Raw genomic sequence first — 21,841 nt, 5'->3', positions numbered from 1 at the left:
CACTGTCGCCAGCCATCCAGCCCCCCCATCAATGCGAAGTCCCCTCCGCAAACTCAATCTTGTTCCCCACGTTGTACTTGCCCGAAGGCTTGTTCATGGGGATCCGCTTGACCTCCTGCAACGTCTGGCTGTCATACACGATCAACGCGCCCTCGCGATCCCAGATGCTCAACAGCAAGTAGCGCCCATCCTTGGTGAACTCCACATGTGCTGCGGTCTTGCCCGGCATGGGCCGCAGGGTATGGGCGATTTCCAGGGTCTGCTTGTCGATCAAGTGGATCGCATCGTTGCCGGGTGCGAAAAACACATCACTCCACACATAGCGCGAGTTGCTGTGGCTGCGCATAAAGAACCCCGGCCCGAGGGTGGGAATTTCCTTGATCAGTTTCCAGGTCTTGAGGTCCAGCACCGAGATCTGCCCCTTGCTGATATTCGGCGTGGCAAACACCCACTGCCCATTGCGTTGCCAGTAGGTCCCCGAGCCCAGGTGCGGCATACCCGACAGCGCGATGTCGGTGACCACCTTCCCGGAGTCGAGGTCGATCACTTGCCCGCCACCGGCCTTGCGCGAAGTGGCGAGCAGTTGCCGGTAGTCAGGGGAAAAGGAAAAGTCATCGAGCACGTCCTGGGCCTGGATACGCCGGGGCTCGAAGCTCGGGGTCGCGGCCGCGTAGGACAACTCCCAGACCTCATTCACATCCTTGAGGGCGACGATAAAACTGTTGCGCGGCGGCGCGGTGTACACCGCGCTGACCCGCGAATTCGTCGGCAGGGTCTTGACCAGCGACAGGTCGCGCGCATCCAGCACCACCAGATTGCCCGGCAGGTAATTGCCCACCAGCACCCAGCGCCCGTCCTTGCTCACCGCCAGGTTGCGGGTATTGAGGCCGGCGCGAACCTCGGCGATCAGCTTGAGGTTATGCAGGTCATACAGGCTGATCCAGCCGTCGCGCGAAGCAAAGTACACAAAGCGCCCGTCCGGGGAAAACTTCGGCCCGCCGTGCACGGCAAAGTGCGAGGCAAAACGGTCGAGCACCTCAAAACGGTCACCGTCGAGAATGTCGATGTGATGGTCACCGGATTCCACCACCACAAACAGGTTCAGCGGGTCGGCGTGATGCTGCGGGGTGCTCGGCAGTTGGCTGAGGTCGGCCAGTTGGCGGTGGCTGCTGCGGATATCCTGCTCGTTCCAGGTCGCGGGCGTGGCGGGCGGCTGTTGCAGGAACGTCACCAGGCCGTCGATCTGTTGCGCGCTGAGTTGACCGGCGAATGCCGCCATCTGGCTGGCCGGGCGACCGTGTTCGATGACCTGGCGAATCTCGGCCGGCTTGATCCGCCCCAGGCTCTCCGGCAACAACGCCGGGCCGGTGCTGCCGACCCGGTTGAGGCCATGGCAGCTCTGGCAATGCTGCTGGTAATCGGCGGCGGCATCCGGCGCACCGTGGGCGGCGCTGGCCCAGAGCAACGGCACCAGCCACAGGCGCTTCATACCGCCACCCTGGGCCGCGCGAGATGAGCGGGCGCGAGGCTGGCGGGGTAGTGCAGGGGCGCATCGGCAAACAGATCCACCACATGCCCGATCACCGTCAAGGTCGGCACGCCGGGCTCGCACATCAGGGCCAGGGCCGGCAGTTGGCGCAGGGTGCCGCGATGCACTTGCTGGTCGACGCGGGCCCCATTGCAGATCAGCGCCGCCGGCGTCTCGGCGGACAGCCCGGCGCCGATCAGGCGTTCGGCGATCATCGCCAGGTTCGACAGGCCCATGTAGAACACCAGGGTCTGGCTGCCGTCGGCAAGGCTGTCCCAGGGCAATTTCAACTCACCGTCGCGCTGCAAATGCCCGGTGACGAAGCGACACGAGTTGACCAGATCACGGTGCGTCAACGGGATGCCCGCATAGGCGCTGCAGCCGGATGCCGCGGTGATGCCTGGAACCACCTGGCACGACACCCCTTGCGCCAGCAGGTATTCCAGTTCTTCGGCACCGCGGCCAAACACGAAGGGATCGCCGCCCTTGAGCCGCACCACGCGCTGTCCTTGCTGAGCCAGTTCGGCCAGCAGTTCATTGATCTGCTCCTGGGGCAGGCTGTGATAACCGCTGGCCTTGCCCACGTAATGGCGGGCGCAGGTCAGCGGGATCAGGGTCAGCAACTCGGCACTGATCAGGCGATCGAACACCACTGCATCCGCCTGCATCAGCAGGCTCCAGGCGCGCAGGGTCAACAGGCGCGGGTCGCCGGGACCAGCGCCGACCAGGGCGACTTCGCCGGGGTGGAAGGGGCTGTGCAGCGCGTAGGGTAAGGCGTAGGTTGAGTGCATGAGACTTCCTTGGTTCATCATCAGGTTGGCGCTCCCCGGTTGTTTCACCAGGTGAGCGGCCGGTGGTTCAGCGTGCCGAGCAAGGAATCAAGGTGGGCGGGGTGCGGGCGATTTCTGCGTTGCTGAGGTAGCAACCGGGGTCCGGGCCCCAGAGATCGCCGTCGGCCCAGGCGCGGGTGCGCGTGTTGCCGTTGCAGATGTTCAGCCAGCGGCAGTCGGTGCAACGGCCACCGACCTCCCGCGGGTATTGGCGCAGGCGCAGCAGTAACGGGTCGGGGCGTTCCAGCCAGATTTCGCGAAACGAGGTGCGGCGCACATTGCCCACCGAGTGTTGCCACCAGTAAGTGTCCGGGTGCACTTCGCCGGTGTTGTCGATATTGGCGATACCGCTGCCCGAGGCATTGCCGCCCCAGGCATGCAGCAGGTGTTCGAGTTGCGGGTAGTGTTCCGGCAAATGCTGATGCACCCATTGCAGCAACAGCACGGCGTCGGCGTCGTTGTTGCCGCTGACAAAATCGCTGGCCACGCCGTTCTGGACGTCGTTCCAGGCCTGCTGGAAGATCATCAGCATGGCGTCGCGGCTCATCTGCTGATGGGCGTCCAGTTGCCGGCTGCGCTTGCCGCGCCCGCTGTAGTTGAGGTGCGAGAGGTAGAACTTCTGCACATCGTATTCGCGCATCAGCCCCAGCAGTTGCGGCAACTGCGCGTGGTTTTCCTGGGTCAGGGTGGTGCGCAGGCCTACACGAATGCCAGCCTGGCGGCACAGGCTGATGGCATGCATCGAGCGCTCGAAACTGCCCTCGCACTGGCGGAATGCATCGTGGGTGGCCTTCAATCCATCAATGCTGATGCCCACATAGTCAAAGCGCGCATCGGCGATCTGCTGGATATTGCCTTCGTCAATCAACGTGCCATTGCTCGACAGCGCCACGAAAAAGCCCTTGGCGCGGGCATAGGCGCTGAGCTGGAACAGGTCATCGCGCAGCAAGGGCTCGCCGCCCGAGAGGATCAACACCTTGACCCCTGCGTCGTGCAGGTCGTCGATCACCTTCAGCGCGGCCTCGGTATCCAGCTCATCGCGGAACACACTGTCGGCGCTGGTGGCGTAGCAGTGCTTGCAGGTCAGGTTGCAGCGGCGCAGCAGGTTCCAGATCACCACCGGCGCGCGGTCGCTGCCCGGTTTGGCGCTGCGCGGTGGTGGGCATTGGCCGGCCAGGGTGCGCAGGTAATGACTGATCCTAAGCATGGAGTGGTCCTTGTGTGGGGGAGCTGTCTCGCCCTGCGGGGCTGCGTTGGCGGTGGGTCATCCAGCATCTGTGTGGGCAGCTTCCACCGTGGATCGTTGGGTCAGGCGCAGGCCGGTTTTTTTCAGGATGCGACTGCTCACCAACATCTCGCCCGCCCGGCTGGCATCGCCCAGCAAGAAGCGCAGGTGTTCACGATAACTGTCGATCTCTTCGCGGCTGCGGCCATGGACCATGGCGAACAGGTTGTAGGGCCAGTCCGCGCGCCGGGGCCGGCGATAGCAGTGGCTGACAAAGGTTTGGGCGCCGATCAGTTCGCCCAGGCGCGGCATTTGTTCATCGCACACATCCCACACGGTCATGCCGTTGTGGCGATAGCCCAAGCGATAGTGATTGGGCACGGCGGCGATCCGGCGGATCGCGCCTTCACCCTGCAAGCGCTTGAGCAGATCCAGGGTGGATTCGACGCTGATCCCCAATTGCTCGGCGAGCCAGGTCCAGGGGTCTTCCAACAGGGGTAGGCCGGCGTCGGTCAAATGGATCAAGCGCTGGGCCAGGCTCTCGTCAAACCGGGAAGTACAGACCGACATGGTAGGTTTGCTCCTTGGGCAGGTTAAGCACCTCAAGCCCGGTGATGGTGTGGATGTGCGAGAGGGTCTGCTCGAGGTCTTCGGCGGTGCCGCAGGCCAGCACAAACCACATGTTCCAGTGATGCTCGCGCCGGTAGTTATGGGCCACTTGCGGGAGTTCGTTGAGCTGCGCCGCGACCTGTTCAAAGCGTGCTTCAGGTACCGCCAGGGCGGCCAGGGTGAAGGCGCCGCCCAGGCGCTCAATATCAAACATCGGCCCGAAGCGCGTCAGCACGCCGTCTTCGAGCAGCAGGTGCAGGCGGTCGAGCAGTTCGTCGGGCGTGCTGTGCAGCTCTGCAGCCAGTAACTGCCACGGGTGACGAACCAGGGGCAGGCCCCGTTGCAGGCGGTTGATCAACTGACGGTCAAGTTCATCCATGGGCCCATACCTGGGATGGCGGTGGCGCAAAACGCCCGCCGCACTGCTTGAACATGCGTGTGCTGAATAACAGGTGGTGGGGCAGGTCGCTGAGCAGGTGCTGTTGCAACAGTGCCTCGATCTGCGCCTGCACCGCTGCGCGCTCACGCCCGTGGACCATGCAGAACAGGTTGTAGCGCCAGTGCGGCAAGCGCCGTGGCCGCTGATAGCACAGGGTGATGCCCGGCGCGCAACCCAGGCGCTGGCCGACTTCGTCGATCAGCGCATCGGGCACATCCAGCACCAGCATCGCGTTGGCCACAAAGCCCAGGGCGCGGTGGTTGAGCACCAGGCCGACGCGGCGGAACAGGCCCTGCTCCTGCCATTGCTGCATCTGCCGCAACACTTGCTGGTGATGGGCGCCGATCTGCTCGGCCAGGTCTTCATAGGGCCGCGACACCCTCGGCAGGCCGCGCTCCAGGCATTGGCGCAGGTCGAGCAGTTGCTCGTGGTTCAGCGGCGCGATCACAGGTGGCCTCCCAGGGCAAAGCCCAGGTCGATGCGGTAGGAGGTGAGCATCGGCAGGTCCAGAGGGATCAGGCCGGTGTCTTTTTCCAGTTCGTCGAGAATCTGTTCCAGGTGCCGGCGATTGGGCCCGGTCAGCACAAACCATAGGTTGTAGTGATGCTCGCGGGCGTAGTTGTGATTGACCTCGGGATAGCGACTGATGCGCGCGGCCACCTGCTCCAGGCGTTCGGCGGGCACCGCCAGGGCGGCCAGGGTACTGGCCCCGGCGCGGCTGTGATCGAACACCGGCCCGACCCTTGACAGTGCGCCTGCCAGTTCCAGGCGTTGCAGGCAGGCCATCAACTGTTTCTCGCTGCAGCCGAGGGTGTTGGCCATTTCCATGTAAGGCTCGGCGCACAGCGGCATGCCATGTTGATAGCGGTCGATCAGGCGCGTGGTGAGCTCGTCAAGTTCCATCTCAATACCCCATTTTTTGCGCGCGGCTGCTGAAGAAGATTCCGCTGGGGCTTTCGGCCGGCAGGGTCTTGAGCAAGGTCAAGCGATAAGGATCCCAGACCTGCACCTGTTGGCCGTCGCGAACCGACAGCCACAGCTGCTCACCGCGCCCGGTGAATTCCATATGCAGCACACCAGGGCCGGGACGCAGGTCCGCGACCACCTGGTGGGTTTCAGTGTCGAGCACCTGTACCCGGTCGTTGTCCGGGTAGGCGAAGTTGACCCACAACTGGCGCCCGTCGGGCCGTGCGGTGACAAAAATCGGTTGGCCGGCCACGGCAATGGTGGCGGTCTGTTGCCAGGTGCGCGCATCCATCACCAGCACCTGATGGCGGCCTACGGCGGGCACGAAGGCCTGGTTATCGGCCACGGCCCAGCCTTCCAGATGCGGCATCTTGTACACCGGCAGTTTTTGCTGGCCGCGACCGTAGTCGGCGAGCACACGCTTGACCCCATGTTCGGGGTGCCACAGGTCGAGCTGGGCCATGCCGTCCTCGCCAAACAACCCGGCCATGTAGTAACGGCCATCGGCGGTGATCAGCGCGTCATAGGGCTGGCGACCAATGCCAGTGAAGCGGGTGATGGCCGGGGTGTTGCCCTGGCTGAAATCGGCGCTCCAGATCTCGTCGGTATCGAACAGGCTGAACACAAAGCGTTGTCCCGGCGCATCCACCAGGCCCACCACCCGCGAGCGTTTGCCGTCGGCCAGGGGCGTGGCCGGGATATCGGCCACCTGTTGCAGGGTCACGGCGTCGAACACCTTGACGCCACCGGGCTGGTAGTTGGAGACGGCAATCAAACGCCCGTCCTGGCTGATCGCGCCACCGATGCTGTTGCCCCCCTGGATCAGGCGTTTGTCGATGCGCTGGGTCAGCAGGTCGACCTTGGTCAGCCCGCCGTCACGGCCAAACAGGTAGGCGTAGCGCTGGTCCCGGGAAAACACTGCCGAGGCGTGGGACAGGTCGCCCAGCCCCGAGACCCGTGCCAGGCGGGCCTGGTGGCTGCTGTCGATAATCAGCAGGCTGCCGCTGGCGCGCTCCACCACCAGGCCCAGGTCGCCGCTGCCGCGCAACGGTGGATGGGAGCAGGCGGTGAGCAACAGGCCGGCAATGCAGGCAAGCAGGGGACGGATCATGGCGCGGGGGTTCCTTGCAGGAGGCGATCCACCAGCCAGGCAATATCGCCGGCATTGAGCAACGGCGCCCAGCCGGGCATCGCCAGGGCAGGGCGGCCATAGGTCACGGTGGCAATCAGGCTGTCGCGGGTTTGCCCGGACAGGGCTTGCGGGGTCAGGGCCGGGCCCAGGCCACCGGTCAGGTGCAGGCCGTGGCAGGCGCCACAGTCCTGGGTCAACAGGTGTTCCAGTTGGACCTGGCGCGCAGGCGCCGGTGCTCCGTGCACCGGCGCAGGAATGAGAAAGAGCAGCGCCATGGCCGAACCGATCATCGAGATTTGCATGGCGCGCTCCTTGTGCTTATTTCAGACTCAACACCCATTGGGCGAGGGTCAGGGCTTCGGCATCCGTGACGGGGTTGGCCGGCATCGGAATCGGTCCCCAGTTACCCTGGGTGCCGTTCTTGATGTGGCTGGCCAAGGTTTTGTCAGCGTCCTTGACGCCGGCATTTTTTGCCGCCACTTCCTTGAGCGCCGGGCCCACCATCTTGCTGTCGATGGTGTGGCAGGCGGCACAGGGTTTGCTCTTGAACAGCGCCGCGCCGTCATCGGCCATTGCGGTGGACAGGCTCAGGGCCGCGCCCAGGGTCGCCAGTGCAAGCAGGATATTTTTCATTGGTTTGCCTCTTGTTGATGAAGCTCAATAAATGTCGAATTGGGTGTTGTAGACGTTGAACTTGCCGGTCGGGGTAATCAGGCGCTTGTCCCGGATCACGTTCTTGAGCTTGAGGGTCTTGTCATCGACCACCACCAGCGCCGACTCCTCTTCCTGGCCGTTCCACACCGAGAACCACACTTCATCGCCTGCCTTGTTGTATTCCGGCTGCACCACGCGCAGGGCGCCTTGCTTGATGCCCGACCATTCGGCAATCGGCAGTACGGTGTAGCCAGCGTCGAGCTTGTCGATGTTGAACACCGCGACCGACTGGCTGAGCTTGGTGTGGGGGTTGAGCGTGGTGTCGACATACAGGTGCCGCGAGTTGGGGTGGGTCTTGATAAACAGCGAGCCACCGCCCTGGCCGTTGAGCGAGGTCACTTGCTTCCAGGCGTACTGCGGGTGCTTGACCGGGTCGGTGCCGATCACCGAAACCCCACCGTCACCCAAGTGACTGGTGGCCCACACCGGACCGTATTGCGGGTGTACAAAGTTGGCGCCACGGCCGGGGTGCGGGGTCTTGCCGACATCCACCAGAGCGGTGAGCTTGCGCTCCTTGGAGTCAATCACTGCAACCTTGTTGGAGTTGTTCGCCGCCGTCATGAAGTAGCGATGGGTGCTGTCCCAGCCGCCGTCGTGCAGGAAGGGCGCGGCGTCGATGGTGGTGATGGTGAGGTTTTTGATGTCTTGGTAATTGACCAGCATGACCTTGCCGGTTTCTTTGACGTTGACGATGAACTCGGGCCATTCGTGGGACGCGATGATCGCCGCCACCCGTGGTTCCGGGTGGTATTCCTGCTTGTCCACGGTCATGCCGCGGGTCGAAACGATCTGCTTGGGCTCCAGGGTCTCGCCGTCCATGATGGTGAACTGCGGCGGCCAGTAGGAACCGGCAATCGCGTACTTGTCTTCATAGCCTTTGAACTTGGAGGTCTCCACCGAACGGGCCTCGATGCCCACCTTGATCTCGGCGACTTTGGTCGGCTCGGCAGGCCACAGGTCGATCATGTCGATCTTGGCGTCACGGCCGATCACCAGCAGGTAGCGGCCCGAAGCGGAAATCCGCGAGATGTGCACGGCGTAGCCGGTGTCGATGAGCTTGACGATTTTCTTGCTGTCGCCGTCGATCAGGGCGATTTTGCCGTCGTCACGCAGGGTCACGGAGAACAGGTTTTCCAGGTTCAGCTGGTTGAGCTGCTTCTTCGGACGGTCTTCGGGTTTGACCAGCAGCTTCCAGGTCTTGAGCGTCTCGGCCATGCCCCATTCCGGTGGGGTGGGCGCGGTGTGCTGGATGAAGGTCGCCATGCTGGTGATCTGCGCCTTGGTCAGCGCATTGGAGGTACCCCAGTTCGGCATGCCGGCGGGGGAACCGTAGGTGATCAGGGCTTCCAGATACGCCTGGCCCCGGGCCTGGGTGATGTCCGGGGTCAGCGGCTTGCCGGTGGCGCCTTTGCGCAACACACCATGGCAACCGGCGCAGCGCTCGAAGTAAATCTGCTTCGAGGCATCGAACTCGGCTTGGCTCAAGTCCGGTGCGCCAGGGCTCTTGACCATGGCTGCAGCCGGCGCGGGAGCCGCGGCGAAGGCCTGTGTTGAGAGGGCCAGGGCCAGCGCGCAGCTGAGCCTGGCCAGCGTCAGTACGAAGGGTGTTTTGTTGCGAGTCAGCATTCCATATCTCCTCAGGCAAGACCTTTGCGATCTGGGTAGAGCGCAGGTTCTTAGTGCCAGCAGAGACTATGTCGCGGCGGGTGAATGACCGCTTGACGGCGATCAAGTTTGCCCTGAGTACGGCTTGCCAGGTTGTCGCAGGCCCCCGTAGCGTGGCTGCCAAACCCGCTGTCCATGCAAGGTGCGCTATGACCGAACCCTTCTACCAAGCCGTCAACAACGAACATGAGTTGTTCGAGCACGCCTGGCGTCACCGCATGCCGGTGCTGATCAAGGGCCCCACCGGCTGCGGCAAGACCCGCTTCGTCCAGCACATGGCCCACCGTCTGCAATTGCCGCTGTATACCGTGGCCTGTCACGACGACCTCAGCGCCGCCGACCTGATCGGCCGCCACCTGATCGGCGCCCAGGGCACCTGGTGGCAGGACGGCCCGTTGACCCGCGCAGTGCGTGAAGGGGGCATTTGCTACTTGGACGAAGTGGTCGAGGCACGGCAAGACACCGCCGTGGTCCTGCACCCGGTGGCCGATGACCGTCGCGAGCTGTTCCTGGAACGCACGGGCGAAGTCCTCAAGGCGCCGCCGTCGTTCATGTTGGTGGTGTCCTACAACCCCGGTTACCAGAACCTGCTCAAAGGAATGAAACCCAGCACCCGCCAGCGGTTTGTGGCGATGCGCTTTGGTTATCCCGCGACAGCCGAAGAAGAGCGCATCGTCGCCCGCGAAGCCCAGGTGGATGGCGCCTTGGCGGCCCAGGTGGTGCGCCTGGGGCAGGCCTTGCGCCGGCTGGACCAGCATGACCTGGAAGAAGTGGCGTCCACGCGCTTGCTGATCTTCACCGCCCGCCTGATTGCCGCTGGCATGCTCCCGCGCGAAGCCTGCATGGCCTGCCTGGCGGAAGCGCTGAGCGACGACCCGCAAACCGTCGCGGCCCTGATGGACGTGGTTGATGTTCATTTCAGTTGAGCGGCGGCTGCCGGGTGATTTGGCGATGTGGTTCTTTATCCTCGCCGAACTCTCGGTGTTTGCGATTCTGATCCTCGCCTTTGCCGTGACCCAGACGCTGCGGCCCGAGGTCTTTGCCGAGGGCCGCGCACAGTTGGATACCTCCACCGGCCTGGCGATGACCCTCAGCCTGCTGACGGCCGGCCTACTCGCCGCGTTGGCACAGCAACAGGTCATTGCAGGTCGCCCACGGCGGGCAGGTGGGTTATTGGCGTTGGGACTGGCGGTGGCGGCGGTTTATGTGTGGATCAAACTTGGCGAGTACGGGCACCTGGCTGCGGCCGGTCTGGGCCTGGAGCGCAGCACGTTCTTTACCCTGTACTGGATTTTGACCGGGTTTCATTTTCTGCATGTGCTGTTGGGCATGGTGATCCTGGCGTGGTTGGCGTTGCGCTGCTGGCGCCGGGCCTATGGTCTGGGGCGTCAGTCGGGGTTCGAGTCCGGGGTGTTGTACTGGCATATGGTGGATCTGGTGTGGGTGGTGCTGTTTCCGTTGGTGTACGTGTTGTGAAGTTGCTGGCGTGCTGGGCCGGGCTGGTGCTGCTGAGCGTGGGCACCGTCATGTCCGGTGCGGCGGGCTGGTGGTGGCTGGTGGTGTTGGCAGCGGTGGCCAAGGCTTGGGTGATTGCCGATGGGTTTATGGAATTGCGACATGCGCCTTGGGGATGGCGGGCGGCGATGTTGGCGTGGCCGGTGGTGCTGCTGGCAGGGATGGTCGTGATGCGTTGATGGACCTCCTGGGAGGGGGCAAAGACTTCAAGGAGAGCCGGCGGTCTGCCCGGTAAAAAGATCATGGTGTGGCGCAGGGATATTAAATAGAATGAATCTCATTTGAGACTCACTCGCGCCGCCCAGGGTTCGCTTGCCATGAATGATGCCGTATTGCCAACGACCGCCGCAGAACCCAGCCTGAGCACCTTGTACCGCGACCATCGCAGCTGGCTGGAAAGCTGGTTGCGCCGGCGCCTGGGCAACGCCTGGGATGCCGCCGACCTGAGCCAGGACACCTTCCTGCGGGTGCTGGCCAGCGCCCAGCCAGTGGCGCAATTGCAGGAACCACGGGCCTATCTGGTGACGGTGGGCAAGCGCCTGCTGGTCAATTTCCACCAGCGCCGCAGCCTGGAGCAGGCGTATCTGAATGCCTTGGCACGCCTGCCTGAAGAGTGCGTGCCGTCGCCGGAGCAACGCTGGTTGCTACTGGAAACCCTGCAGGCCCTGGATGAATTGCTTGACGGTCTGGCGCCGGTGGTGCGCCGGGCGTTTCTCTGGAGCCAGCTCGAAGGCCTGGGCTACCGGGAGATTGCCGAGCGTCTCAAGGTCTCGGAGCGCACGGTCAAGCGCTATATGGCCCAGGCCTACGAACATTGCCTGCTGGTGGAACTGTGAGCCGTACCCCAGCGGATGTGGCCCGGGCCGCGGCGCACTGGCTGGCGCTGTTGGAATCCGGCACCGCTGGCGAGCGCGACCATGCCGGCTTGCAACAATGGCGCGACAGCCATCCCCAGCACGAACAGGCCTGGCAAAAAGCGCAACTGCTGCGCCAGCGCTTTGCCGACTTGCCATCCTCCCTGGCCATGGCCAGCCTCGACCGCCCGCAACCGGGCCGGCGCGCCGTGCTCAAGCGTGCCCTGGGCGTGGCTGCGCTGGTGCCGGCGGCCTGGTTGCTCAGTCGCCAGTTACCCCTCGACGTATGGCGTGCCGACCTGCATACCGCCACTGGCGAGCGCAAGCGCGTGCCGCTGGTCGATGGCAGCACCCTGCAACTGAACACCGCCAGCGCGGTGGATGTGGACCTCGCTGCGCGGCGCCTGACCCTGGTCGAAGGGGAGATGGCGCTGACTGTACCCGGTACGGCGGCGCTGAACGTACACAACCGTTATGGCCAGGTTATCGCCAGCCAGGCCGTGGTCTGCGTGCGCCAGTTGGCGGATGCTTGCCTGGTGTCGGTACTCAAGGGCCGGGTACAAGTACTCGACGGGCACGGGCGTGCTGCCTGGGTGCAAGGTGGGCAACAAATACGGCTGCAACCTGTGGGGCTGGGTGCGCCGATGCCGTTCGACGTGCAGCAACTGGGGTGGCGCGACGGTGTACTGACGGCGCAGAACCAGGCGCTGGGTGACTTCCTGCGCGAACTGGATCGCTACCGCCCGGGCGTCCTGCGCTGGGACCCGAGCCTGGAAACCTTGCGCGTCACCGGCAGTTTCCGCCTGGACGACACCGACTCCATCCTCAGCCTGTTGGCCACCACTCATGGGCTGCAGGTGCAGTTCCGCACACGCTATTGGGTCACGCTGCAGCCGCGCAAAACCCTGGGCTGATCGCGATCTTATTGTCCCGGCAGATCCCATGGGGGAGCGGGCAAGCCCACTCCCACACAAGCCCTTTCCCACCTTTTTATCGGCCAGTTCGCAAGACCGTGGCCCTTTTTTTCGGCTCGCCTGTCATCCAAGGCAAGTGAACGAAAACAGAGAGCCTTTTAATGCCCGTCGTCCCGCCATCATTGTTGCGCCTGAGTTTGGTGCTGAGCCTGAGTGCCAGTCCGTTGTTTGTTCCTGTGAGCTGGGCCGAGGACGCGGCCCGACGCAGTTATCAGGTGCCGGCCGGCACCCTGGGCAGTGCGTTGACCCGCTTTGCCGGGCTGGCCGGGGTCAATCTGTCGGTCGATCCGGCCCTGGTCAGTGGCCGGCAAAGCGCCGGGATCTCCGGTGAGTTTGCCGTCGAGGAAGGCTTCGCGCGTCTGCTGCAGGGCTCGGGCCTGCAATTGCAGGCGGTGGGTGAGCGTGCCTACACCTTGATCCCCGCGCCGCAGGGCGGTACCTACCAGTTGCCAGCCACCTCGATTCTCGGGGCCGCGAACACACCCGTCGCCGAAACCTACGCCGGTGACCAGGTCACGCGCAAAGGTGCGCAGGGCATGCTCGGCGACGGCGACTTTATGGATACGCCGTTCAACCTCACGTCCTATACCTCCAAGGCAGTGAAAAACCTGCAGGCGCGGACCCTCGGCGAGATGGTTGCCAGCGATCCTTCGGTGCGCATCACCAACCCGGCCGGCGGGCGTTTCGAGCAGTTCTCGGTGCGCGGTTTCAGCCTGTTCAACAGTGATGTGTCCTACGGCGGCCTGTATGGCGTGCTGCCGACCTACGCCATCGACATGGAAATGGTCGAGCGCGTCGATATCCTCAAGGGCCCCGGCGCCTTGCTCGGTGGCATCGCGCCTCGGGGCAGCGTCGGTGGCGGGATCAATATCGAGCCCAAGCGCGCCGGCGACACACCGCTCACCGAGTTCACCGGCAGCTATGCCTCGGCCGGGCAGTTCGGGGGGGCGGTGGATATCGGTCGGCGGTTTGGCGATGAGCAGCAGTTTGGCGTGCGCTTCAATGGCGTGAAGCAGTCCGGCGATACCGAATGGGATCACCAGGAGGTGGACCGTGAAATGACAGTGATCGGCCTCGACTACCGCAAGGAGCGGGTGCGCCTGTCCCTCGACCTCGGGCGCCAGGAACGCACCGGCGACGCACCTCAGGAGCGCGTGGAAATCGCCAAGGGTAGCGTGATGCCCAAGGCCAAGGACATCCGTGACAACTTCGCCCAGTCCTGGACCTACTCCCATACCAAAGACACCTTTGGCGCGGTGCGTGGCGAGTTTGATGTCAGCGATTCATTGATGGTCTATGCCGCAGCCGGGGCGCGCAAAGGCAACTACGACTTCCTGCGCCACGGCGTGCAGGCAACCCAGAGCAATGGCGACTTCACCGTGGTGCCGCGCAGCTTCCGTCGCGACGAAGACGTCAAGACCGTCACCGTCGGCGCGCGCAGTTGGTTCGACACCGGCCCGGTAGGGCACACCCTCAATGTCAGCCTCAATCAGTTCAATATGGATTTCGACAATGCCGGCGAGCGCTACACCCCCGGCAAGAGCAACCTCTACAACCCGGTGGTTTTGCCCCACCCAGGCAAGGCCGTGCGCTGGGACACCAGCACCCACACCGAAAACCGTTTCACCAGCCTGGCCCTGGCCGACACCCTGGCGTTTTTTGATGAACGGGTGCTGCTGACCCTCGGCGCCCGCCTGCAAAAGGTCCAGGTCACCTCCTGGAGCAATGGCATCAAGGATCAGCCGGAGTACGACGAACAAGCTACCTCGCCGGCCCTGGGCCTAGTGGTGAAAGTCACCGATCAGTTGTCCCTGTACACCAACTACATGGAAGGCTTGAGCCAGGGCGAGACCGCGCCATCGAGCGGGGTGCGCAATGAAAACGCGATCTTCCCACCGACCAAGAGCAAGCAGGTGGAAGTCGGCGCCAAGTACGACATGGGCAGCTTCGGCATGAGCGCCAGCGTGTTCCGGATCAAGCAGCCGGCCTATGGCATCGACAGCCAGGGTTTCTTCAAGCCCAACGGCGAATTGCGCAACCAGGGTGTGGAACTGAACGTGTTTGGCGAGCCCCTGACGGGCGTGCGCCTGCTCGGTGGGGTGATGCTGCTCGACAGCGAACAGACCAAGACCGCCCAGGGCCTGACCGACGGCAAGCGCGGCACCGGTGCGCCGATTGCCAACGTCAACCTGGGCGCCGAATGGGATATCCCACGCCTGCAAGGCGTGACCCTGACCGCCCGTGCGATCCATACCGGCGCGCAGTACCTGGATGCGGCCAACCAGCAGAAAATCGACAATTGGGAACGCTATGACCTGGGCGCGCGCTACACCTTCAAGGTCAAGGAAAACCCGGTGACCCTGCGCGCGACCGTGGAGAATGTGCTGGACACCACTTACTGGGCGTCGGCCGCGACCTCCAGCGACAGCGCGCCGGGCCTGACACTGTCGACGCCGCGGACGTGGCTGGTGTCGGCAACAGTGGGTTTTTAATATTCAAAAAAGGAATAAATAAATAGTTATTTATTCCTTTTATTGTTGGTGCGGAGGGCGCATTTTAAAGGCCTGCGCATTCGTGCGGATTGACCCAACATTGAAAGGAAAACCCACATGACCATCAAAGCGATCAACGTGCGCAACCAGTTCAAGGGCGTGATCAAGGAGATCCTGCTCGGCGAAGTGGTGTCCGAAATCGACGTGCAGACGGCGTCCGGAATCGTCACTTCGGTGATCACCACCCGCTCGGTGCGCGACCTGGAGTTGAAGGTGGGCAGCGAAGTGATTGCCTTCGTCAAATCCACCGAAGTGTCCATCGCCAAGCTCTGAGTCCAGCCCTTGCAGGCGTCGGCAAGCCGGCGCTTACAAGGTTTTCAGCGCACGTTCCAGGCGTGAAATACCTTCTTCGAGCAACGCCCGCGGGCAGCCGAAGTTCAAGCGCACGAACTGCTGGCTGTCATCGCCAAACTCCACACCTGCACTCAAACCCACCTTGGCCTGTTCCAGGAAAAACCGCTGTGGGTCGTCCAGGCCCAGTGCGCTGCAATCCAGCCAGGCCAGGTAGGTGCCTTGCGGGGCATGCATGACCACGCCGGGCAGGTGTTTTTGTACGGCATCCAGCAGGTAGTCGCGGTTGTCTTGCAGGTACGCCACCAACGCTTTCAACCATTCATCACATTGGCTATAGGCCGCCCAGGTGGCTTCCAGGCCCAGGGGGCTGACGCTGTCGACCATGCCGCAGCGCGCCTTGTTGAAGCGTTCGCGGATAAGCGGGTCCTGGACAATGGCAAAGCAGGTCTTCAGGCCGGCGACGTTGTAGGCCTTGCTGGCTGACATCAGGGTAATGGTGCGGCGGGCGATTTCTGCGCTCAGCGACGCGATGGGGATATGCCGGCGCCCGTCAAAGCACAGCTCGGCATGGATTTCGTCAGAGATAATCAGCGTGCCCTGATCCAGGCAGGCGTTGGCCACGGCCAGCAGCTCCTCGCGGGGGAACACCTTGCCCAGTGGGTTGTGGGGGTTGCTCAACAGCAACGCACCGGCGCCTTTCAAGGCCTGGCGCAAAGCGGGCAGGGGGGTGAGGTATTCGCCCTGGTCGTTCAGTTCGAAGGGCACTTCGATCTTGGGCAGGTTCCAGTTGCCCGCGGCATGGCGCAGCGGCGCATAGTTGGGGGTTTGCAACACCACCGACTGGCCTGGCTGGACAAAGGCGTGCAGAGCCATGTTGAAACCGGGCTCGACGCCCGGCAGGAACAACAGTTCATCGGGCTGCACGCGCCAGGCGTACTTGTCCCACAGGTCGTGGATGATCGCTTCGCGCACTTCTGGCCGGGCGACGCTGTAGCCGAGCATCTGCTGGTCCAGGCGTGCGTGCAGGGCCTTGAGGATCGCCGGTGGCGCGGCGATATCCATGTCGGCAATCCACATCGGCAAGACATCTTCTGGGTAACGGCTCCACTTGGTACTGCCGGTGCCGAGGCGAGGGTGGATCGTGTCGAAATCAAAGCTCATGGGGGCGCTCGTGTCAGGAAGGCGGGCGAAGAATGCCGTCGATTCTAAGTCAGCCGGCCTGATAGGTCATCAATTGCTCCTCGCACATAATGCGGATGGTGCGCCGTTGCACTTCAATCAGCCCGGCGTCCACCAGCCGATGCAGAATCCGCGAAAACGTTTCTGGCTGAATCCCCAGTTTGGAGGCCACCAGGCGCTTGGGCACTTGCAGCACTACATCGCCACTGGCCAGATCGCGCTCCTGGATCAGGAAGCTGATGACCCGGCGGCTGGCGTTGGCCAGGCTCAGGGTGTCGATGTCCTTCAGGCGTTGATGCAGGTGGATGCTCATCGTGCCGAGGATCGCCAGGCAGATCTGCGGCTGGTCCTCCAGGGCCTTGCGGTAATGATGGCCCTCGATGCTCACCAGCACGCTGTCCTTGAGCGCCGTGGCACTCACCGGGTACGCCTTGGCCTGGCTGAACAACAGCGCTTCGGCAAAGGTCTGGCCGGGGCGGATAACCTCCACCAAGTGCTCCTGGCCTTCGCCGGTGACCCGGTGCAACTTGACCTGGCCGCTGACCAGCAGGAAAAACCGATCGGCAGGGTCGCCCTGGTGCATCAGGGTCACATGCCCGGGCAGACGCTTGAGGTTGGCCAGGGTGCAGACGTCCTGGAAGATCTTCTCCGGCAACGGACTGAACAGATGATGCCGGCGCAGGGTTAAGACGATGGATGGGTGGGTCAACATGGCGTACCTCCGCTCCCGCCCATGGTAGGGCGTGCGGCCGGCGGGGCCTATGCCTCGTTGGAGGTAGCCCCGTAGAGGGAGTGTTCGCGCAGCAGTGCCGAAAATGCATCCCGGGCCGGGTGACAACCAGCATGGGCGTGCCAGTAAAACCGGTTGTCGATGTGCGTCAGTTCCGCGAACTCATGGCCTTGCCAGTTGGCACCCTGGCGGTATTGCTCGTAGATCCCCCGAGGCACCAGCGCGGCGCCGCTGCCAGCACTGACACAACCGACAATCGTGCCGTAGCTGGCGATGCTGACGATGGGGCAGACCTGGTCGTGGCGAGACAACCACTGCTCCAGCGCCAGGCGATAGGGGCAACCTGAGGGCCACATAAACAGGGTCAGGCCCTGCAGGTCCGCGACGCTGCGCACCGGGCCCAGCGACGTGGGGGCAATCAGTATCAGGTCTTCGCTGTACAGCACCGCGCTTTCCAGCCCCGGGCGTTGCACATCCACGGCGACAATCGCCGCGTCCAGCCGATGGTGCTGGATATCATCGAGCAACTGCGACCAGGTGCCGGTGCTCAACTCCAGCGACACTTGGGGGTACAACGCGTGATAACGCGCCAGCAGCTGTGGCAAGCGCCCGGTTGCACTGGACTCGATAGCACCGATGCGCAGTCGCCCATGGGGCGTGCCACCGGGGGCCACGGCACGCCGGGAGGCTTCGGTCAGGTCGAGGATTTTCGTCGCATATTCGATAAACACTTCGCCGGCGGGGCTGACCCGCAGACCCCGGCCCTCGCGCACAAACAGCGCGACGCCGAGTTCCTGCTCGAGGGACTTGAGCCTTGCGGTGATATTGGACGGCACGCAATGCAGCTGCTGCGCCGCACGGGCGATGCTGCCCAGTTCGTAGACCGCCTTGAACATGCGCAGTTGGGACAGTTCCATGGTTCACCTGGAGTGAAGAGTGGGCTCAGTTTAAGTCACTTTTTTCCGGGGCTGGGGTTTCTCATACTTTTGCCAGGCAGTGCCTGTGTGCTGCCACGTCCCTGAGAACGCTCATGCCCCGTGCAAAAATTATCCTGGCAACACTCTTCGTCATTCTCTGCTGGGCGTATTCGCCGATCGGCATCCATATCGCGTTGCAAGCTTATGCGCCCGATAACCTGGCGTTGTTGCGTTTTTTGATCGCCTCCGGGTTCATGGCCGGTGTGGCCTGGATCAAGGGGATTTCCCGGCCCAGACTGCGGGATTTGCCTTTGTTTGCGGTGCTGGGATTGTTTGCCGTGACGCTGCACCACATCGCCCTCAACTACGGCCAGCGCGGTGTGAGTGCCGGCGCTGCCAGCGTCCTGGCGCAATCCACGCCCTTGTTCAGCGCGTTACTTGCCAGCACGCTGTTCAAGGAGCGGCTCGGGGCCTGGCAGTGGGGCTGTGTGCTCGGCGGCCTGCTCGGCGCCGGAGTCGTGGCGGTAGGGGATCGCGGCTTGGGCGAGCTGGATGGGCATGGGTTGTTGATCCTGCTGGCGGCGGCGTCCTGGAGCCTGTATTTCGCTCTGCAAAAGCGTTATTCCCAGCATTACGACGGGCTGACCCTGGTGTGTTTCACCCTCTGGTCAGGTACGGCGTTGCTGCTGGTGTATCTACCAGGGCTGCCGGCGGAGTTGGCCCAGGCCTCGGTGTCGGTGAACCTGGCAGTGCTGGTGCTGGGCATCTTTCCCAGTGCGCTGGCGTACCTGGCCTGGGCTTATGTACTGACGCATAGCCAGGTCAGTCGGGCAGCGATTGCGCTTTATCTCATACCGCCGGTGGCGATGCTGATGGCGTGGGTGATATTGGCGCAGCGGCCTTCGGTGATGGTGATTGTGGGGACGGTGATTGTCCTGGCGAGTGTGGGGGCGTTGACGGTGAAAGTGCGGTGACGTAACTGACTGTCGCCGTTGGGTGGCTGGCGATGGCCATGTTTGGGGTGGGGTACAGATCCGTTGTTGCGATGGCGGTACATCAGTCCCTAACCAGCCTGACGCAAATGCTCCATCGCCCACACCGCCGCTTCCACCCGCGAGCGTAACCCCAGCTTGTGCAGCAAGTTCTTCACATGCACCTTCACCGTGCCCTCGGTAATCCCCAGTTTGTGCCCGATCACCTTATTGCTATACCCCCCGGCAATGGTCTTCAACACCTGCCGCTCGCGCTCGGTCAGTTCCACCGCCGCATGGGGCTGGGGCGAGCGCAGGGCCTGGGCCAGCACCCGGGTCAGGCCGGGGCTGATCACCAGGGCGCCGTGCAGGGCATCGCGGATGTACTGGATCAGCAACTCCGGCTCCATGTCCTTGAGCAGATACCCATTGGCATCCAGGCGCAGGGCGTCGCGGATGTCGTCTTCGGCATCGGACACGGTAAACAGCAAGACCTTGCCGCCATAGGCCATGGCCCGCAGGCGGCGCAGGGTTTCCAGGCCGTTCATCTGCGGCATGTTGTTGTCCAGCAGCACCAGGTCCGGTTGCAGCGATTCGATCAGGCCCAGGGCTTCTTCGCCATTGCCGGCTTCGCCCACCACGTGCAGGTCATCTTCCAGTTCGAGCATCTGGCGCATGCCGTGGCGCATCATCGGATGGTCGTCGACAAGCAGGATGCGGTGGCGGACTGATGGGTTGATGAGCGCCGTGTTCATGACAAGCTACCTTCTTGTAGGGAGGGCCCGAGAAATTCCGGGCGAAACAGCAAGTGCACCCGGGTGCCCTGGGGCTCGCGGGAGGAAATGTCCAGCTGGCCGTGCAGGCTGCGGGCGCGTTCGTCCATGATGGTCAGGCCGTGGTGTTCACGTTGGTCCACCGGCTCGCTGAAGCCGCGGCCATCGTCTTCAATGCTCAGGCTGACGGTTTCGCCATGCTGGCGCAGTTGCAGCCAGGCATTCTCGGCATGGGCATGGCGCAGGCAGTTGGACAGGGCTTCGCGGGTCACCTGCAACAGGTGGATCTGTTCACTGGCCGACAGCTGGAAGGCCAGGGCATCCACGTGCAGGTGTACCTGGAACTCGCCACGCCGGGAGAATTCCTCGGCGGTGTCTTTTAGCTCCTGGACCAGCCCGGCATCGTGAATTTGCAGGCGGAAGGTGGTGAGCAGCTCCCGCAGTTGCCGATAGGCATTGTTCAGGCCTTCGCGCAGTTCGCCGGTGACGGTTTCCAGGGTGGCCTTGGGTTCGTCGCGGCGCAGCAGGGTCTGCATGCGGCTGACTTGCAGCTTCATATAGGACAGGGCCTGGGCCAGGGAATCATGCAGTTCGCGGGCGATGATGGTGCGTTCGTCGAGCAGCAGCAGGCGGTGGTCCTGCTCGCGCTGGCGTTTGAGGGACAGCGAGGTGCCGATCAGGTTGGCCAGGGCCTGGATCAGTTGTTGCTCCCAGGCCTGGGGCGCATGGCCGTCGACAAAGTGCGCCTTGAGTTCGCCCAGTTCCGCGCCCTGGTTGCTGATGCTGAACACCTGGGGCGGGGCCACGTGATGGCGCTCGCAGGTGGCGCAATCGCCAATGGCGCAGACGTTGCGGCTGTTGCCGCCGTGCAGCGCGAGCATCTGTTGCGCCGGGGCGAGGAAGTGCCCTTGCAGGCACAGCGACAGGCGCAGGCCCGGCAGGCGTTTCTGGAAGCGCCGGATCAACTCGTCGAGACCTTCGGCGTTGGCCAGGCGCGTGGCCAGGCTGCGACTGCTCTCGTAGAGCAATTCTAGGGCGGCGTTGGCCTGTTGCAAGTTGAGGGTTTTTTGCTGCACCTGGCTTTCCAGGGTGCGGTGGGACTGCTCGATGGTTTCGGCCAGGGTGTTGAAGCTCAGGGCCAACTGCCCCAGCTCATCCTGGGAGCGGTGATTGACCCGGGTCTGGTAATCCCCCTCACGAAAGCGCCGGGTGGCGTCCACCAGTTCCTTCAAGGGGGTGACCACGCCGTACTGCAATTCATACAGCCCAAGCAGCAGGATGATCAGCGTGCTGAACAGCGCCAGGCCCTGGATCAACTGTTGCCAGCCTTGTTTGTGCTCGCTCTGTTGCTGCAACAGGCTGACGAACTGGTTCAGTTGCTCGACAAAGGCCGGCGCGCGTTCGCGGAAGAGGGCGCCGTCGTCGCGCTCGATGGCCGGGCGCAGCTCCTGGTTCCAGTGTTGCTGGATCTGCCGGTAGCTCTGTTGCAAGGCGCTGTGGGGGCCGTCTTCCAGTACCGCTTTCAGCGACTGGCTGTCGAGGCGCCGTTGCAGGCTTTGAGTGATGGCCTGGATCTCGTTGGCGGGGGCATGGTCGGCGAGCTTCCAGCTCAGGTGGTAGGTCTCCATGCGCACCGAGCCTGCGGTGTTGATGGCCGCGCCATCGCCCTGGCTGAACCAGGCGATCAGCCCGGCGCTCAGGGAACTGGCCAGGGCCAGGATTGCAATCAGGATCACCGCGACACCGGCGCGTGCGGGCAGGGAGCTGCGCAGCCAGTTAAACATCACGGCGTAATCGAAGGGGTAAGAACAGCAGCATGACGGCACCTGGCACGGGAAACAGCATTGAATTGTGCATTCCCTGGCGCACTACCTCTAAAGAGTTGCCGGCGGACCCTCCCACGGGAAAAAGCCGGCACAAGAGATCAATCCATTGATAAATAAAGACTTTCTCTTGTTATTGGGCCTACCTCCT

24 protein-coding genes are annotated in these 21,841 nt (G+C 63.4%); 8 read left to right on the top strand and 16 right to left on the bottom strand.

The window, feature by feature from the left end:
* Positions 1-28 precede the first annotated feature (28 nt).
* The 11 genes from PSH80_RS14235 to nirS form a co-directional block, all read right to left on the bottom strand.
* Positions 29-1,489 (bottom strand): cytochrome D1 domain-containing protein, encoded by a 1,461-nt coding sequence (locus tag PSH80_RS14235; RefSeq protein WP_057959359.1) that lies wholly within the window; start codon positions 1,487-1,489, stop codon positions 29-31.
* Positions 1,486-2,319, bottom strand: a complete 834-nt coding sequence (cobA, locus tag PSH80_RS14230; protein WP_115128345.1) for a uroporphyrinogen-III C-methyltransferase — start codon at positions 2,317-2,319, stop codon at positions 1,486-1,488. The genes PSH80_RS14235 and cobA overlap by 4 nt, the downstream gene beginning before the upstream one ends.
* Positions 2,320-2,386: 67 nt before the next feature.
* A complete protein-coding gene (nirJ, locus tag PSH80_RS14225) occupies positions 2,387-3,565 on the bottom strand; it encodes a heme d1 biosynthesis radical SAM protein NirJ (protein ID WP_115128344.1) in 1,179 nt (392 codons plus the stop codon).
* Positions 3,566-3,622: 57 nt separating this feature from the next.
* Positions 3,623-4,153 (bottom strand): Lrp/AsnC family transcriptional regulator, encoded by a 531-nt coding sequence (locus tag PSH80_RS14220; protein WP_057959362.1) that lies wholly within the window; start codon positions 4,151-4,153, stop codon positions 3,623-3,625.
* A complete protein-coding gene (locus PSH80_RS14215) occupies positions 4,128-4,571 on the bottom strand; it encodes an Lrp/AsnC family transcriptional regulator (protein ID WP_057959363.1) in 444 nt (147 codons plus the stop codon). Before PSH80_RS14215 ends, PSH80_RS14220 begins: the two co-directional genes overlap by 26 nt.
* Positions 4,564-5,079 (bottom strand): Lrp/AsnC family transcriptional regulator, encoded by a 516-nt coding sequence (locus tag PSH80_RS14210; protein WP_057436868.1) that lies wholly within the window; start codon positions 5,077-5,079, stop codon positions 4,564-4,566. Before PSH80_RS14210 ends, PSH80_RS14215 begins: the two co-directional genes overlap by 8 nt.
* Positions 5,076-5,534 (bottom strand): Lrp/AsnC family transcriptional regulator, encoded by a 459-nt coding sequence (locus PSH80_RS14205; protein ID WP_057959364.1) that lies wholly within the window; start codon positions 5,532-5,534, stop codon positions 5,076-5,078. The genes PSH80_RS14210 and PSH80_RS14205 overlap by 4 nt, the downstream gene beginning before the upstream one ends.
* Before the next feature lies 1 nt (position 5,535).
* Complete coding sequence (locus tag PSH80_RS14200) at positions 5,536-6,708, bottom strand: cytochrome D1 domain-containing protein (protein WP_305417196.1); 1,173 nt, start codon at positions 6,706-6,708, stop codon at positions 5,536-5,538.
* The gene (locus PSH80_RS14195; protein ID WP_169960664.1) at positions 6,705-7,031 is read right to left on the bottom strand and encodes a cytochrome c; all 327 of its coding nucleotides are present in this window, start codon (positions 7,029-7,031) and stop codon (positions 6,705-6,707) included. Before PSH80_RS14195 ends, PSH80_RS14200 begins: the two co-directional genes overlap by 4 nt.
* Positions 7,032-7,047: 16 nt before the next feature.
* On the bottom strand, positions 7,048-7,362 hold the full coding sequence (locus tag PSH80_RS14190) for a c-type cytochrome (RefSeq protein WP_057436867.1): 315 nt from the start codon (positions 7,360-7,362) through the stop codon (positions 7,048-7,050).
* A gap of 24 nt (positions 7,363-7,386) precedes the next feature.
* Positions 7,387-8,955 (bottom strand): nitrite reductase, encoded by a 1,569-nt coding sequence (gene nirS, locus PSH80_RS14185; protein ID WP_305420594.1) that lies wholly within the window; start codon positions 8,953-8,955, stop codon positions 7,387-7,389.
* A gap of 302 nt (positions 8,956-9,257) precedes the next feature.
* Here nirS and PSH80_RS14180 point away from each other — a divergent pair, with 302 nt between their 5' ends.
* The 7 genes from PSH80_RS14180 to PSH80_RS14150 all read left to right on the top strand — a co-directional run bounded on the left by PSH80_RS14180 (position 9,258) and on the right by PSH80_RS14150 (position 15,276).
* Complete coding sequence (locus PSH80_RS14180) at positions 9,258-10,034, top strand: CbbQ/NirQ/NorQ/GpvN family protein (protein ID WP_120733275.1); 777 nt, start codon at positions 9,258-9,260, stop codon at positions 10,032-10,034.
* Entirely contained in the window at positions 10,018-10,584 is a 567-nt protein-coding gene (locus tag PSH80_RS14175; RefSeq protein ID WP_305417194.1) for a cytochrome c oxidase subunit 3, read from the top strand. The genes PSH80_RS14180 and PSH80_RS14175 overlap by 17 nt, the downstream gene beginning before the upstream one ends.
* Positions 10,585-10,634: 50 nt before the next feature.
* On the top strand, positions 10,635-10,802 hold the full coding sequence (locus PSH80_RS14170; protein ID WP_370693739.1) for a cytochrome C oxidase subunit IV family protein: 168 nt from the start codon (positions 10,635-10,637) through the stop codon (positions 10,800-10,802).
* 138 nt (positions 10,803-10,940) lie between these two features.
* A complete protein-coding gene (locus PSH80_RS14165) occupies positions 10,941-11,459 on the top strand; it encodes a sigma-70 family RNA polymerase sigma factor (protein WP_057436856.1) in 519 nt (172 codons plus the stop codon).
* Positions 11,456-12,391, top strand: a complete 936-nt coding sequence (locus PSH80_RS14160) for a FecR domain-containing protein (protein ID WP_057959368.1) — start codon at positions 11,456-11,458, stop codon at positions 12,389-12,391. The genes PSH80_RS14165 and PSH80_RS14160 overlap by 4 nt, the downstream gene beginning before the upstream one ends.
* Positions 12,392-12,552: 161 nt before the next feature.
* Positions 12,553-14,943 carry a TonB-dependent receptor gene (locus PSH80_RS14155; protein WP_305417191.1) on the top strand — a complete coding sequence of 797 codons (2,391 nt, stop codon included), beginning with the start codon at positions 12,553-12,555 and terminating at the stop codon, positions 14,941-14,943.
* A 117-nt stretch (positions 14,944-15,060) separates the two neighbouring features.
* Positions 15,061-15,276, top strand: a complete 216-nt coding sequence (locus tag PSH80_RS14150) for a molybdopterin-binding protein (RefSeq protein ID WP_003173733.1) — start codon at positions 15,061-15,063, stop codon at positions 15,274-15,276.
* A gap of 33 nt (positions 15,277-15,309) precedes the next feature.
* Here PSH80_RS14150 and PSH80_RS14145 read toward each other — a convergent pair whose 3' ends face one another.
* Genes PSH80_RS14145 through PSH80_RS14135 form a run of 3 tightly spaced genes read right to left on the bottom strand, consistent with a single transcriptional unit; the run spans position 15,310 to position 18,123 of the window.
* Positions 15,310-16,458 carry a MalY/PatB family protein gene (locus PSH80_RS14145; protein ID WP_252117162.1) on the bottom strand — a complete coding sequence of 383 codons (1,149 nt, stop codon included), beginning with the start codon at positions 16,456-16,458 and terminating at the stop codon, positions 15,310-15,312.
* 49 nt (positions 16,459-16,507) lie between these two features.
* Entirely contained in the window at positions 16,508-17,188 is a 681-nt protein-coding gene (locus PSH80_RS14140; RefSeq protein WP_057959371.1) for a Crp/Fnr family transcriptional regulator, read from the bottom strand.
* Between the two features lie 47 nt (positions 17,189-17,235).
* Positions 17,236-18,123, bottom strand: a complete 888-nt coding sequence (locus PSH80_RS14135; RefSeq protein WP_057959372.1) for a LysR family transcriptional regulator — start codon at positions 18,121-18,123, stop codon at positions 17,236-17,238.
* 113 nt (positions 18,124-18,236) lie between these two features.
* Here PSH80_RS14135 and PSH80_RS14130 point away from each other — a divergent pair, with 113 nt between their 5' ends.
* Entirely contained in the window at positions 18,237-19,097 is an 861-nt protein-coding gene (locus PSH80_RS14130) for a DMT family transporter (protein WP_057959373.1), read from the top strand.
* 89 nt (positions 19,098-19,186) lie between these two features.
* Here PSH80_RS14130 and narL read toward each other — a convergent pair whose 3' ends face one another.
* The gene (narL, locus tag PSH80_RS14125) at positions 19,187-19,834 is read right to left on the bottom strand and encodes a two-component system response regulator NarL (protein ID WP_081044232.1); all 648 of its coding nucleotides are present in this window, start codon (positions 19,832-19,834) and stop codon (positions 19,187-19,189) included.
* Between the two features lie 11 nt (positions 19,835-19,845).
* Entirely contained in the window at positions 19,846-21,651 is a 1,806-nt protein-coding gene (locus PSH80_RS14120) for an ATP-binding protein (protein ID WP_115128332.1), read from the bottom strand.
* Positions 21,652-21,841: the final 190 nt, after the last annotated feature.

The organism is Pseudomonas sp. FP818, from assembly GCF_030687335.1.
GTDB classification, from domain to species: Bacteria; Pseudomonadota; Gammaproteobacteria; order Pseudomonadales; family Pseudomonadaceae; genus Aquipseudomonas; species Aquipseudomonas shahriarae.
Note: the sequence above shows the minus strand (reverse complement) of the source record. Positions and strands in the feature narration are given on the sequence as shown.